Annotated in this window: 16 protein-coding genes; all 16 read left to right on the top strand. The window is 58.8% G+C overall.

From position 1 onward, the window contains the following. Window position 1: 1 nt before the first annotated feature. The 16 genes from fabD to ycfP all read left to right on the top strand — a co-directional run bounded on the left by fabD (window position 2) and on the right by ycfP (window position 13,601). The gene (gene fabD / locus ABVR31_RS11535) at window positions 2–934 is read left to right on the top strand and encodes an ACP S-malonyltransferase (protein WP_372772812.1); all 933 of its coding nucleotides are present in this window, start codon (window positions 2–4) and stop codon (window positions 932–934) included. Window positions 935–944: 10 nt separating this feature from the next. Further along, the gene (fabG, locus tag ABVR31_RS11530; RefSeq protein ID WP_021506405.1) at window positions 945–1,679 is read left to right on the top strand and encodes a 3-oxoacyl-ACP reductase FabG; all 735 of its coding nucleotides are present in this window, start codon (window positions 945–947) and stop codon (window positions 1,677–1,679) included. A gap of 153 nt (window positions 1,680–1,832) precedes the next feature. After that, window positions 1,833–2,069, top strand: a complete 237-nt coding sequence (acpP, locus tag ABVR31_RS11525) for an acyl carrier protein (protein WP_010617251.1) — start codon at window positions 1,833–1,835, stop codon at window positions 2,067–2,069. Window positions 2,070–2,154: 85 nt separating this feature from the next. Continuing rightward, entirely contained in the window at window positions 2,155–3,396 is a 1,242-nt protein-coding gene (gene fabF / locus ABVR31_RS11520) for a beta-ketoacyl-ACP synthase II (protein WP_058759473.1), read from the top strand. A 123-nt stretch (window positions 3,397–3,519) separates the two neighbouring features. Then, complete coding sequence (gene pabC / locus ABVR31_RS11515) at window positions 3,520–4,332, top strand: aminodeoxychorismate lyase (RefSeq protein WP_127833920.1); 813 nt, start codon at window positions 3,520–3,522, stop codon at window positions 4,330–4,332. Continuing rightward, entirely contained in the window at window positions 4,329–5,348 is a 1,020-nt protein-coding gene (mltG, locus tag ABVR31_RS11510; protein WP_325923553.1) for an endolytic transglycosylase MltG, read from the top strand. Before pabC ends, mltG begins: the two co-directional genes overlap by 4 nt. Then, entirely contained in the window at window positions 5,338–5,973 is a 636-nt protein-coding gene (gene tmk / locus ABVR31_RS11505) for a dTMP kinase (RefSeq protein WP_141495562.1), read from the top strand. The genes mltG and tmk overlap by 11 nt, the downstream gene beginning before the upstream one ends. Further along, a complete protein-coding gene (gene holB / locus ABVR31_RS11500; RefSeq protein ID WP_372772808.1) occupies window positions 5,970–6,959 on the top strand; it encodes a DNA polymerase III subunit delta' in 990 nt (329 codons plus the stop codon). The genes tmk and holB overlap by 4 nt, the downstream gene beginning before the upstream one ends. Window positions 6,960–6,976: 17 nt before the next feature. Beyond that, window positions 6,977–7,768, top strand: a complete 792-nt coding sequence (locus tag ABVR31_RS11495) for a metal-dependent hydrolase (protein WP_372772806.1) — start codon at window positions 6,977–6,979, stop codon at window positions 7,766–7,768. A 286-nt stretch (window positions 7,769–8,054) separates the two neighbouring features. Beyond that, window positions 8,055–9,488, top strand: coding sequence for a PTS glucose transporter subunit IIBC (ptsG, locus tag ABVR31_RS11490; protein ID WP_021506398.1), 1,434 nt, complete (start codon window positions 8,055–8,057; stop codon window positions 9,486–9,488). Between the two features lie 328 nt (window positions 9,489–9,816). Further along, window positions 9,817–10,167 (top strand): purine nucleoside phosphoramidase, encoded by a 351-nt coding sequence (hinT, locus tag ABVR31_RS11485; RefSeq protein WP_021506397.1) that lies wholly within the window; start codon window positions 9,817–9,819, stop codon window positions 10,165–10,167. A gap of 18 nt (window positions 10,168–10,185) precedes the next feature. Beyond that, entirely contained in the window at window positions 10,186–10,551 is a 366-nt protein-coding gene (locus tag ABVR31_RS11480; RefSeq protein WP_021506396.1) for a YcfL family protein, read from the top strand. A gap of 10 nt (window positions 10,552–10,561) precedes the next feature. Continuing rightward, the gene (gene lpoB, locus ABVR31_RS11475) at window positions 10,562–11,158 is read left to right on the top strand and encodes a penicillin-binding protein activator LpoB (RefSeq protein WP_021506395.1); all 597 of its coding nucleotides are present in this window, start codon (window positions 10,562–10,564) and stop codon (window positions 11,156–11,158) included. Further along, window positions 11,145–11,960, top strand: coding sequence for a thiamine kinase (gene thiK / locus ABVR31_RS11470; RefSeq protein WP_058775433.1), 816 nt, complete (start codon window positions 11,145–11,147; stop codon window positions 11,958–11,960). Before lpoB ends, thiK begins: the two co-directional genes overlap by 14 nt. A gap of 15 nt (window positions 11,961–11,975) precedes the next feature. Continuing rightward, window positions 11,976–13,019: a beta-N-acetylhexosaminidase gene (nagZ, locus tag ABVR31_RS11465; protein ID WP_021506393.1), complete on the top strand. Its 1,044-nt coding sequence runs from the start codon at window positions 11,976–11,978 to the stop codon at window positions 13,017–13,019. Window positions 13,020–13,058: 39 nt separating this feature from the next. Then, complete coding sequence (ycfP, locus tag ABVR31_RS11460) at window positions 13,059–13,601, top strand: alpha/beta hydrolase YcfP (protein WP_021506392.1); 543 nt, start codon at window positions 13,059–13,061, stop codon at window positions 13,599–13,601. Window positions 13,602–13,789: the final 188 nt, after the last annotated feature.

Raw genomic sequence — 13,789 nt, 5'->3', positions numbered from 1 at the left:
GATGACGCAAATTGCTTTTGTTTTCCCGGGACAGGGATCGCAGACCGTCGGCATGCTGGCCGATCTGGCAGCGGAAAATCCACAGGTTGAAGCCGCTTTCCGTGAAGCTTCTGACGCGCTGGGTTACGACTTATGGCAGCTGGTCCAGCAGGGCCCGGCTGAAGAGCTGAACAAAACCTGGCAGACCCAGCCGGCGCTGCTGGCAGCCTCGGTCGCGATTTATCGCGTCTGGCAGAGCAAAAATGGCGCACAGCCCGCGCTGATGGCCGGACACAGCCTCGGTGAATACTCTGCGCTGGTGTGTGCGGGCGTGCTGAATTTTGCTGACGCCATCAAGCTGGTTGAACTGCGCGGCAAACTGATGCAGGAAGCGGTGCCGGAAGGTACGGGCGCCATGCAGGCGATTATCGGTCTCGACGACGCGGCAATTCGCAAAGCCTGTGAAGAGAGCGCGCAGGGCCAGGTGGTTTCGCCGGTCAACTTCAACTCGCCGGGACAGGTTGTTATCGCCGGCAATAAAGAAGCGGTTGAACGTGCCGGTGCCGCCTGTAAAGCGGCCGGTGCCAAGCGCGCGCTGCCGCTGCCGGTCAGCGTGCCGTCACACTGCGCGCTGATGAAACCTGCGGCGGATAAGCTGGCGGTGGCGCTGGAAAGCGTGACCTTCAATGCGCCGTCGGTACCGGTGGTCAATAACGTTGACGTTAAGTGCGAAAGCGACGCCGCGGCGATTCGCAGCGCGCTGGTGCGTCAGCTGTACAGCCCGGTGCGCTGGACTGAGGCGGTTGAGTTTATTGCTGCACAGGGCGTGACTGAACTGCTGGAAATCGGTCCGGGTAAAGTGCTGACCGGCCTGACCAAACGAATTGTGGACAGCCTGACGGCTGCAGCGGTGAACGATCCGTCGTCACTGGCTGCGGCGCTTGGCCAGGAATAAGAGGAAAATCATGAGCTTTGAAGGTAAAGTAGCGCTGGTGACCGGCGCCAGCCGCGGTATCGGACGTGCCATCGCGGAAACGCTGGCGGCACGCGGTGCAAAAGTGGTGGGTACTGCCACCAGCGAAAGCGGCGCGGAAGCCATCAGTGCTTACCTCGGCGACAAGGGCAAAGGTCTGCTGCTGAACGTGACCGATGCGGCCTCTATTGAGAGCGTGCTCGAGAAAGTTCGCGCCGAATTTGGCGAAGTTGACATTTTGGTCAATAATGCAGGCATTACGCGTGACAATCTGCTGATGCGCATGAAAGACGATGAGTGGGCGGATATCCTCGATACCAACCTGACATCGGTGTTCCGCCTGTCGAAGGCGGTCATGCGTGCCATGATGAAAAAGCGCGTGGGCCGTATCATTACCATCGGTTCGGTAGTTGGAACCATGGGTAACGCGGGTCAGGCAAACTATGCGGCAGCAAAAGCAGGTTTGATTGGCTTTAGCAAATCACTGGCGCGAGAAGTTGCGTCACGTGGCATTACCGTAAACGTCGTGGCTCCGGGCTTTATTGAGACGGACATGACGCGTGCACTGAACGAAGATCAGCGCTCGGGCATTCTGGCAGAAGTGCCGGCAGGTCGTTTAGGCGACCCGCAGGAGATTGCCAATGCTGTTGCATTCTTAGCCTCTGACGAAGCCGCCTACATCACGGGTGAGACGCTGCACGTCAATGGCGGCATGTACATGGTCTGATAATCACGAAATCATTTGCATTATCTGCGGTAAACACCGCAGAATAACGCAAAATCGTGGTTCGACCAGCCGGGATTTTGTTGCATCTTTTTCAACATTTTATACACTACGAAAACCATCGCGAAAGCGAGTTTTGATAGGAAATTAAATAGTATGAGCGATATCGAACAACGCGTTAAGAAAATCGTAGCTGAGCAGCTGGGCGTTAAAGAAGACGAAGTGGTTAACGGCGCTTCTTTCGTTGAAGACCTGGGTGCAGATTCTCTTGACACCGTTGAGCTGGTAATGGCTCTGGAAGAAGAGTTTGATACTGAAATTCCAGACGAAGAAGCTGAGAAAATCACTACCGTTCAGGCAGCGATCGACTATATCAATAACCATAAAGGTTAATGAATATCTTCAGGCGGTCATTCGACCGCCTGAGTTTTATGTTTGCCCCACATAGCGTCATTATTTCCCTCCCTGGAGGACGAACGTGTCTAAGCGTCGTGTAGTTGTGACCGGTCTTGGCATGTTGTCTCCTGTCGGCAATACCGTAGAGTCTACCTGGCGTGCTCTCCTTGCCGGTCAGAGCGGCATTAACCTGATCGACCATTTTGATACCAGTGCCTACGCAACGCGTTTTGCGGGTCTGGTCAAAGATTTTAATTGCGATGAATACATCTCGCGCAAAGATCAACGCAAGATGGATGACTTCATCCAGTACGGCGTTGTGGCCGGTATTCAGGCTATGGCGGACTCCGGTCTGGTCGTAACTGATGAGAATGCCGGACGTATCGGTGCGGCTATCGGTTCCGGCATCGGCGGTCTGGGTTTGATCGAAGATAACCATACCTCGCTGGTCAATGGCGGTCCGCGCAAAATCAGTCCATTCTTCGTGCCTTCAACCATCGTTAACATGGTCGCTGGCCACCTGACCATCATGTACGGCCTGAAAGGTCCGAGCATCTCGATTGCGACCGCCTGTACTTCCGGCGTGCACAATATTGGTCATGCGGCGCGCATCATCGCGTATAACGACGCGGATGTGATGCTGGCCGGCGGTGCTGAGAAAGCCAGTACGCCACTGGGCGTAGGCGGTTTCGGCGCGGCGCGTGCGCTCTCTACCCGTAACGATAATCCGCAGGCGGCGAGCCGTCCGTGGGATAAAGATCGTGACGGTTTCGTGCTGGGCGACGGTGCCGGTATCGTGGTGCTGGAAGAGTACGAACACGCAAAAAAACGCGGTGCGAAGATTTATGCGGAAATCGTTGGTTTCGGCATGAGCAGTGACGCTTACCACATGACATCACCACCGGAAGATGGTTCAGGTGCAGCCGCAGCGATGGTCAACGCGCTGCGTGACGCGCAGCTGGATCCGGCGCAGATTGGCTATGTTAACGCGCACGGCACCTCAACGCCGGCCGGTGACAAAGCAGAAGCGCAGGCGGTGAAGTCGGTGTTTGGTGCGTCAGCGCACAGCGTGATGGTCAGCTCGACCAAGTCGATGACCGGTCACCTGCTGGGTGCGGCGGGCGCGGTAGAAGCGATTTATTCGATTCTGGCGCTGCGCGACCAGGCGGTTCCGCCCACCATCAACCTCGACAATCCTGACGAAGGTTGCGATCTGGACTTCGTGCCGCACACGGCGCGCCAGGTCAGCGGACTGGAGTACACGCTGTGTAACTCCTTTGGATTCGGCGGCACCAACGGCTCGCTGATCTTCCGCAAGGTATAAGCGCTATCCAGCCGAACAGAGGCCCGCAATGCGGGCCTTTTTTATATTTTGTCACGCAGTGGCGTGGAATGTTACGCGCCACAGTGCTATTCAACGCTGACGCCAGCGGCAGAGGAGAAGCGCATGTGGATTAACGGAGTGGCACAGGACACTCTTTCTGCCCGCGACCGCGCGGTGCAGTTTGGTGACGGCTGTTTCACCACGGCGGCAGTCAGAGAGGGCCGTATCCAGTTGCTGGAGGCGCATCTGCAGCGTCTGCAGGACGGCTGCCAGCGTTTGCTGATGGCCGCGCCGGACCGCGCCTTACTGGCGGAAGAGATGCGCCGCGCGGCGGCGGGCCAGCGCGAAGCAGTGCTCAAAGTGATCCTGACGCCCGGCGCGGGTGGACGCGGCTACAGTCGCGCCGGCTGCACACAACCCACGCGTATCATCGCGCTCGCCCCCTGGCCACAGCACTACGCCACGCTGCAGCAGCAGGGCGCGCGGCTGGTGACCAGCCCGGTGCGGCTGGCGCAGAACCCGCTGCTGGCCGGCATCAAACACCTCAACCGGCTGGAGCAGGTGCTGATTCGCCAGCAGCTGGACGCGTGCGACGCTGACGAAGCGCTGGTGCTTGACACCGCCGGGACGGTAGTGGAATGCTGTGCGGCCAATTTATTCTGGCGCAGCGGTGAGGCCATTTTCACGCCGCGCCTCGCGCAGGCCGGCGTTGATGGCATCATGCGTCGTTATCTGCTGGCGCAGCTGGCCCAGGCCGGTTACGACTGCCAGCAGGTGGAGGCCAGCCGGTCGGCAGTGTTAAGCGCCGATGAAGTGGTGATCTGTAACGCGCTGATGCCAGTATTACCCGTGCGGCAAATTGACGACGTCACCTTTTCCGCACGCACGCTGTACCAGCAACTGCTCGCCAGTTGCCAGACGATGGAAGCATCATGACCCGAATGAAAAAAATAGTTGCCGGCGCCGTAGTCATCGCTGGCCTGGTTGCCGCATTGAGCTACTGGCAGATTAAACGCTTTGCCGCGACGCCATTAACCATTCACCAGGAAACCCTGTATACCCTGCCGGCCGGCAGCGGTCGCGTGGTGCTGGAAGCGCAGCTGGAGAGCCAGCACATCATTCCGCAAAGCATCTGGTTTGGCCCGTTGCTGAAGCTGGAGCCCGATCTGGCTAACTTCAAAGCCGGGACGTATCGCCTTGAGACCGGCATGACGGTGCGCCAGCTACTGCAGTTGCTGGCCAGCGGCAAAGAGGCGCAATTTCCGCTGCGCTTTGTCGAGGGTTCCCGGCTGAAAGAGTGGCTGGCTGAGCTGCGTAAAGCGCCATACCTTAAACACACGCTGCCGGATGATGAATTTGCCAGCGTTGCGGCCGCGCTTAAGCTTGATGTCAGCCAGCTGGAAGGCGGTTTCTATCCGGATACCTATCTGTATACTGCCAACACCAGCGATGTGGCACTGCTGGAGCGGGCGCACGCGCGCATGAACAAGCTGGTGGATGAGATCTGGCAGGGGCGGATGGCCAGTCTGCCGTATAAAACGCCGCAGCAGATGGTTACCATGGCGTCGATTATCGAAAAAGAGACCGGCGTCAGCGAAGAGCGCGCGCGCGTTGCCTCGGTATTCATCAATCGCCTGCGCACCGGTATGAAACTGCAGACCGATCCCACGGTGATCTACGGCATGGGCGACAGCTATACCGGTACGCTGACGCGCAAGGATCTTGAGACCCCGACCGCGTACAATACCTATACCATCAGCGGTCTGCCGCCGGGACCGATTGCCATGCCGGGGCGCGCCTCGCTGGAAGCGGCGGCCCATCCGGAGAAGACCAATTACCTCTATTTCGTCGCGGATGGCAAAGGCGGTCACACCTTTACCACCAATCTGGCCAGTCATAATAAAGCCGTGCAGGTTTACCGGCTGGCGATGAAGGAAAAAAATGAAAAGTAAGTTTATCGTCATCGAAGGGCTGGAAGGCGCGGGCAAAACCACCGCGCGTGAGGCGGTGGTTGCGGTCCTGCATGAGCAGGGCATTGAAGACGTGGTCTTTACCCGTGAGCCAGGCGGCACGCCTTTGGCCGAACAGCTGCGCGTGCTGGTAAAACAGGGCATTGATGGCGAACAGGTGAGTGATAAAGCCGAGCTGCTGATGCTGTATGCGGCGCGGGTGCAGCTGGTAGAAAACGTCATCAAACCGGCGCTGGCACGCGGTGCCTGGGTGGTGGGCGACCGTCACGATCTTTCGTCGCAGGCGTATCAGGGCGGTGGTCGCGGGCTCGACGCCCAGCTGATGACCACGCTGCGCGATGCGGTGCTGGGCGATTTTCGTCCCGACCTGACGCTCTATCTCGACGTCACGCCGGAGATTGGCCTGCAACGTGCCCGGGCGCGCGGCGAACTGGATCGCATTGAGCAAGAGTCGCTGAACTTTTTTACCCGCACGCGCGAACGCTATCAGGCGCTGGCCGCTGCCGATCCAACCATTAAAACCATCGATGCGATGCAGCCTATTGAGAATGTGACAGCGTCACTTAAAGACGTGCTGCGTCAGTGGCTGGCAGGTCAGGCGGCATGAACTGGTATCCGTGGCTGAACCAGCCGTACCGACAGATCATTGCCCGCCATCAGAGTGGACAGGCACATCATGCGCTGCTGATTCAGGCCATCGACGGCATGGGCGACGATGCGCTGGTGTGGGGCGTCAGCCGCTGGCTGATGTGTCAGCAGCCACAGGGACTGAAAAGCTGCGGCCAGTGTCACGGCTGCCAGCTGATGCAGGCGCACACCCATCCGGACTGGTATCGGCTGGAAGCGGAAAAGGGAAAAGCCTCGCTCGGCATTGATGCGGTTCGCGACGTCAGTGAGAAGCTGTACCATTTTGCCCAGCAGGGTGGCGCGAAAATTGTCTGGCTGCCGGATGCGACGCAACTGACCGAAGCCGCCGCCAACGCGCTACTGAAAACGCTGGAAGAGCCGCCCGCTAACTGCTGGTTTTTCCTCAGCGTGCGCGAGCCGTCGCGACTGCTGGCCACGCTGCGCAGCCGCTGTATGACGTGGCATCTGTCGCCGCCGGAAGAGACGCACAGCCTGCAATGGCTGCAGAAACAGCAGCCGCAGCCGGAAGCGATTCTGCGCGCGGCGCTGCGTCTGAGCAACGGTGCACCTGCTGCGGCGCTGGCCTTGTTACAGCCGGACCGCTGGCAGGCACGGCAAACGCTGTGCGACAGCCTGAACAGCGCACTGAGCGGCGATATTCTGCAGCTGTTGCCGGCGCTCAACAGCGACGATGTGGCGGTTCGCCTCGGCTGGCTGCTTTCGCTGCTGGTGGATGCGATGAAAGTGCAGCAGGGCGCCAGCAACTGGCTGAGTAATGGCGATCGCCCGGACGTGGTGACGCAGCTGGCGCAGCAGTTCAGCAGCAGCGCGCTGAATGCCAGCGTGCAGCAGTGGCTGCAGTGTCGCGAGCAGCTGCTGCACGTAGCGGCGCTTAATCGTGAACTGATTCTGACCGACGGTCTGCTTGCCTGGGGACGTTTGCTGTCTCCCGCGACGGTCGGCTAAGAGTAAAAGAGAGATCTATGTTTATTGTTGATTCGCACTGCCATCTTGATGGCCTTGATTATGAAACCCAGCACCGCGATCTGGATGACGTGATTGCCAAAGCGGCGGCGCGGGATGTGAAATTCATGCTGGCGATTGCCACCATGCTGCCGGATTACTACAAAATCAAACAGCTGGTCGGCGATCGCGACAACATCGCGCTGGCCTGCGGCGTGCATCCGCTCAATCAGGAAACGCCGTATGACGTGGAAGAGTTTCGCCGTCTGGCGGCGGAAGAGCAGGTGATTGCACTGGGCGAAACCGGGCTGGATTATTTTTACCAGCAGGAGACCAAAGCGCAGCAGCAGGCCTCGTTCCGTGAGCACATCCGCACCGGCATTGCGCTGAATAAGCCGATTATTGTGCACACCCGCGATGCGCGCGAAGACACGCTGGCCATTCTGCGTGAAGAGCAGGTAGAGCGGTGCGGCGGCGTGCTGCACTGTTTCACGGAAGACAAAGAGACGGCGGCGCAGCTGCTGGATCTTGGGTTCTACATCTCCTTCTCCGGCATTGTGACCTTTCGTAACGCTGAACAGATCCGCGAAGCAGCGCGCTATGTACCGCTGGATCGCATTCTGGTTGAAACCGATTCACCCTATCTGGCACCGGTACCGCATCGCGGCAAAGAAAACCAGCCAGCCTTCACCCGCGACGTGGCTGAGTATATGGCCGTGGTGAAGGGCGTCGATCTTGAGACCCTTGCGGCCGCCACCACGGAAAACTTCTCCCGCCTGTTTAAGGTGCCGATGAGCCGACTCGGCGGCTAACGCGCTTTATTTCAAACTCTGTAATTAATCTGAAATCACTCATCTGCGCTGCGTGTTTCGCGGCGCAGGCAGTGATTTATTGCTGTTTATAGCAGCAAGTCAGTAAGAAATGACTGAAATTTCAGCGCTGTGTTTGGTGAAACGTGATAGCCGTCAAAGTAACGTGTCGTCATTTATTTTACCCTTCGTAATAAATCAAAAGACGCTCAGCGTCACCCCGGCTAAGGATCCTCCCCCTTTGCCATGCGCACTGCGCTAAAAAATGCACTCATACTCAGGAGCTTCTATGTTCAAGAACGCATTTGCGAACCTGCAAAAGGTAGGTAAATCGCTGATGTTGCCGGTATCGGTTCTGCCGATTGCCGGTATTTTGTTAGGTGTTGGTTCTGCTAACTTCAGCTGGCTGCCGGAAGTGGTTTCCCACGTGATGGCCGAAGCGGGTGGTTCGGTGTTTGCTAACATGCCGCTGATCTTTGCGATCGGTGTGGCACTGGGCTTTACCAATAACGACGGCGTGTCGGCGCTGGCCGCCGTGGTCGCCTACGGCATTATGGTGAAAACCCTGGCTGTGGTCGCGCCGCTGGTGCTGCATCTGCCGGCAGCCGAGATCGAAGCCAAACACCTCGCCGATACCGGGGTGCTGGGCGGCATTATTGCCGGTTCGATTGCGGCCTACATGTTCAACCGCTTCTACCGTATCAAGCTGCCGGAATACCTCGGCTTCTTCGCCGGTAAGCGCTTTGTGCCAATCATTTCCGGTCTGACCGCGATTTTCACCGGTGTGGTGCTGTCCTTCATCTGGCCACCTATTGGTACCGCGATTCAGGACTTCTCCCAGTGGGCGGCCTATCAGAACCCGGTGGTGGCGTTCGGTATTTACGGTGTGGTTGAGCGTGCGCTGGTACCGTTTGGTCTGCATCACATCTGGAACGTTCCTTTCCAGATGCAGATTGGTGAATTCACCAACGCCGCTGGTCAGGTCTTCCACGGTGACATTCCGCGCTACATGGCGGGTGACCCGACTGCCGGTAAACTGTCTGGCGGCTTCCTGTTCAAAATGTACGGCCTGCCGGCTGCGGCTATCGCCATCTGGCATTCTGCTAAACCTGAAAACCGCGCCAAAGTGGGCGGCATCATGATCTCCGCCGCGCTGACCTCGTTCCTGACCGGTATCACCGAACCGATCGAGTTCTCGTTCATGTTCGTGGCACCGATCCTGTACGTGATCCATGCCATCCTGGCGGGCCTGGCGTTCCCAATCTGTATTCTGCTGGGCATGCGTGATGGCACCAGCTTCTCACACGGTCTGATCGACTTCATCGTGCTGAGCGGCAACAGCAGCAAAATCTGGCTGTTCCCGATTGTCGGTATCATCTACGGTCTGGTGTACTACACCGTGTTCCGCGTGCTGATCGCAAAACTGAATCTGAAAACCCCGGGTCGTGAAGACACGGCGATGGAGCAGAGCAGCGCGACCGGCAGTGAAATGGCGGGCAAGCTGGTCACGGCGTTCGGTGGCAAAGAGAACATTACTAACCTTGATGCCTGTATTACCCGTCTGCGCGTCAGCGTGGCGGACGTAGCGAAGGTGGATCAGGCTGAACTGAAAAACCTCGGCGCGCGTGGTGTGGTGGTGGCCGGTTCCGGTGTGCAGGCGATTTTCGGCACCAAGTCCGATAACCTGAAAACCGAGATGGATGACTATATCCGCAGTATGTAAGTGACATGACGGCAGGCCGGGCCGGTGCGGTGAAGCGGCGTCAGATCGTAAAGACGCCAACACCATCCCTGGGGCTCGGCCCGCGACATCCCTGCCGCGGGACGCTTTACTCCTCTGCCGCCGCTTCACCGCACTGCAACTTCGGTGCGACAAAACCCCTCATCCGAGGGGTTTTTTATTTTACCGCCGCCAGACAACGCCCGCCGCGCCAGCGTGAAAAAGTGATGCAAAGGCAGCCATTTAATGAAGAAAAGTGGTCCTGAGGTTGAAAGAAACGGAATTCCTCACGCATACTGCCTGACTGAACTCAGGCTTAAGGAACTGCACCATGGCTGAAGAAACCATTTTCAGTAAAATCATTCGTCGCGAAATTCCCGCCGACGTGGTTTATCAGGACGAACTGGTCACCGCCTTCCGCGATATCGCGCCCAAAGCGCCTACCCACATATTGATTGTCCCCAATGTACTGATTCCGACCGCCAACGATGTGCAGGCGGCGCATGAGCAGGCGCTGGGCCGCATGGTCACCGCCGCCGCAAAAATTGCCCGTGATGAAGGCATCGCCGAGGATGGCTATCGCCTGATCATCAACTGCAACCGTCACGGTGGGCAGGAGGTTTACCACATTCATATGCACCTGGTCGGCGGACAGCCGCTGGGCCCGATGCTGGCCATCTAACCTCAGGCGGACCTTGTGATGCGTCAATGGCTGAGCGGCTTGCTGTTGCTGACCCTGGTGGGCTGCAGCAGCGATAAGCCGATGATCAACACCTCCCAGTCGCTGGTGATGGAGTCTGCCGTACTGTCGGCGGGCATCATCACCGATGAGCCCGCGCTGACCAGCCGAGACGGCCAGCAACGCGCTGCCAGCGTGCTGCAAAATCTGCGTGAAACGCCGGTCACCGTGCACTATCGTTTCTACTGGTACGATGACAAAGGGCTGGAGATTGAGCCGCAGGAACCGGCGCAGACTCAAACCGTACCGGCGCACGGCAGCGTAGAAGTGGCCTCGCAAATGGGTAACCCGACCGCCAGCAAGGTGCGTCTCTATCTTTATCTTTGAGGAGTAACCTGTGATTCGCAGTGTACAACGTTCCGGCGCGCTACTGTTTGCGCTGATGCTCACCGGTTGTGTGGTGAAACAACAAACTCCGGCGCCGGTTGAACCGACGCAGCCGACCACGCCAACCCAGCCAGAGCAACCACCCGCGCAGCCGGTGCCGCCGCCGCAAACTGTGCCGCAGCCGCCGAAGCTGAAAACCATCAACTGGAACGCCAGCGTCCAGCCGTTAGTCGCCAACATGGTGCAGTCGGCGGGCGTCAATCCGGGCAGCGTGCTGCTGGTGGATCGCATCAAAAACAGCACCAACGGCTCGCTGCAAACGGAAAAAGCCACGGCAGCGATTGAGAACGCGCTGGCCAATAACGGCAAGTTCAGCCTGGTCTCAAACGATCAGCTCAATCAGGCGAAGCAAACGCTCGGCCTGTCGCCAGAGGATAGCCTCAACTCGCGCAGCAAAGCGATTGGCCTGGCGCGCATCGTCAACGCGCAGTATGTGCTTTACAGCAACGCGCAGGGTGATGTGAAAGCCCCTGCGCTGCAAATGCAGCTGATGCTGGTACAGACCGGCGAAATCATCTGGTCGGGCAACGGCGTTGCACAACCCTGATCCCCGGCTGCAGCATCTGGTTCAGCAACAATGGCCGACGGCGCAAGCTGCCGGTCATTTTTTCGCGCTGCCAGGACTGAGCGGTAACAGCGTGCAGGTACGCAGCGAGCAGGGCGATCTGCTGGCGCGCCGGACACCGTCGCAGCCCATCCCGTTTGTCGATCGTCAGCGCGAATACCGCATCCTGCGTCAGTTGCGTACTACGGCGCTGGCGCCGCAGCCGCTGACGTGGCAGGCGCCGTGGCTGCTGCAGCGCTGGCTGCCGGGCGAGGTGCTGTCGCCGGATCAGTTCAGCGCGCAGCGCGCAGCGGTGCTGACGCTGCTGCTGCGCCTGCATCACCAGCCGCTGACCGGTTATCGCTTACGGCTGGCACCGCTGCTGCAGCGCTACTGGCAGCTGTGTCAGCAGCGACACTGGCGCTGGCAGCGGCGCTTAAACCAGTTGCTGCAGCGCGGCGAACCGTCGCCGCTGCGGCTGGCACCGCTGCACATGGACGTCCACCCTGGCAATCTGATTGCCACGCCGGATGGCCTGCGTTTAATTGACTGGGAATATGCTGCGGATGGCGACGTGGCGCTGGAGCTGGCTGCTGTCGGCGCGGTGGATGGCGCTGAACACGATCACTGGATAACCGACTATGCCGCCGAGGCGCGGCTGTCGGCAACGGCGCTGCGGCGTCAAAGCCGGCGCTGGCAGCCGTGGCTGCAGCTGCTGATGGCCAGCTGGTATCAGCTGCGCGCCGAGCAGAGCCATGACCAAACATTGCAACGGCTGGCGCAGGCCAGCTGGCAGGATCTTTAATTCAGGAACCGAAACATGACGATGACAACGCCCGGACCGCTGATGCTGGACGTCGAAGGCTACGAGCTGGACGCCGAAGAGCGCGAAATTCTGCAACATCCGCTGACAGGCGGACTGATCCTGTTCGCCCGCAACTTCCATGATGTTGCGCAGCTGGCGGAGCTGGTACGCCAGATTCGCGCGGCGTCGCGCAACCGGCTGCTGGTGGCGGTCGATCAGGAAGGCGGACGCGTGCAGCGCTTCCGCGACGGTTTTACCCAGTTGCCGGCGATGCAATCGTTCGCCGCGCTGCATGACATAGCGCGCGCCGGCGAGCTGGCGCAGCAGGCCGGCTGGCAAATGGCGGCGGAGATGATCGCCATGGACATCGATATCAGCTTTGCGCCGGTGCTGGATATCGGCCACATCAGTGCGGCCATCGGCGATCGCGCTTTCCACGCCGATCCGGCGATTGCGCTGCAGATGGCGCGCCAGTTTATCCACGGCATGCACGAAGCCGGCATGAAAACCACCGGCAAGCACTTCCCGGGCCACGGCGCGGTCAGCGCGGATTCGCACAAAGAGACGCCGCGCGACACGCGCGATGCGGCCACGCTGCGCCAGCACGACATGGCAATCTTCCAGCAGCTGATTGATGAGCAGCTGCTGGATGCGGTGATGCCCGCGCATGTTATCTATACTGAAGTGGACCCGCTGCCGGCCAGTGGTTCGCCTTACTGGCTGCAAACGGTGCTGCGGCAGGAGCTGGGCTTCAACGGGGTGATCTTCTCAGACGATCTGTCGATGGAGGGCGCGGCGGTGATGGGCAGCTACGCGGAACGGGCTCAGCAGTCGCTGAATGCCGGCTGCGATATGATCCTGGTGTGCAATCAGCGTGCTGGCGCGGTGAGCGTGCTGGATAATTTGACGCCGATCCAGGCGACGCGCGTCACGCAGTTATACCATCAGGGACGTTTTGACCGTCAGAGTTTGCAGGCCAGCGAGCGCTGGCGGCAAAATCAGCGTCAGCTCAGTGACCTGCAGGATCGCTGGCTGGCGCACAAAGCGTCGGGCAGATAATCGCCGCTGCCCGGATCTCACTCCACGCTGAGGATAATCATGATCATCTATCTGCACGGTTTTGATTCCAACAGTCCGGGCAACCATGAAAAGGTGCTGCAGCTGCAGTTTATTGACCCGGACGTCAGACTTATTAGCTACAGCACCCGCCATCCGAAACACGATATGCAGTTTCTGCTGAAAGAGTGCGACAAGCTGCTCCAGCAGGGCAGCGATGCGCATCCGTTGATTTGTGGCGTCGGCCTGGGCGGCTACTGGGCGGAACGCATCGGCTTCCTTTGCGGCATGCGCCAGGCGATATTCAATCCCAACCTGTTTCCTGATGAAAACATGGAAGGCAAGATCGACCGGCCGGAAGAGTATCTTGATATCGCCACCAAATGCGTCAGCAACTTCCGTGAAAAGAACCGCGACCGCTGCCTGACCATTTTGTCACGTCACGATGAAGCGCTGGATAATCAGCGCAGCGCGGCCGCATTGCACCCGTACTACGAAATCGTGTGGGACGAGGAGGCCAGCCACAAATTCAAAAATATTGCCCCGCATCTGCAACGCATCAAAGCGTTCAAAACCCTTGCCTGAGTGCTGCTGCGCCGTGTGATGCGGCGCACAAAACGTGTAACATTCTGATAATGCAGTGCAAAGATTGATGTACATCAATTTTCTTATGTCCGGATGATTATGCCGTGCTATTCTGCCCTCAGCTCGCGATTAAATGTCGCCAACCCTATGTTTATTAAGGTTTTATATAACCATTAATTAACTTTTGG

Source organism: Pantoea sp. WEP (assembly GCF_041678305.1).
Lineage (GTDB): Bacteria > Pseudomonadota > Gammaproteobacteria > Enterobacterales > Enterobacteriaceae > Pantoea > Pantoea dispersa.
Note: the sequence above shows the minus strand (reverse complement) of the source record. Positions and strands in the feature narration are given on the sequence as shown.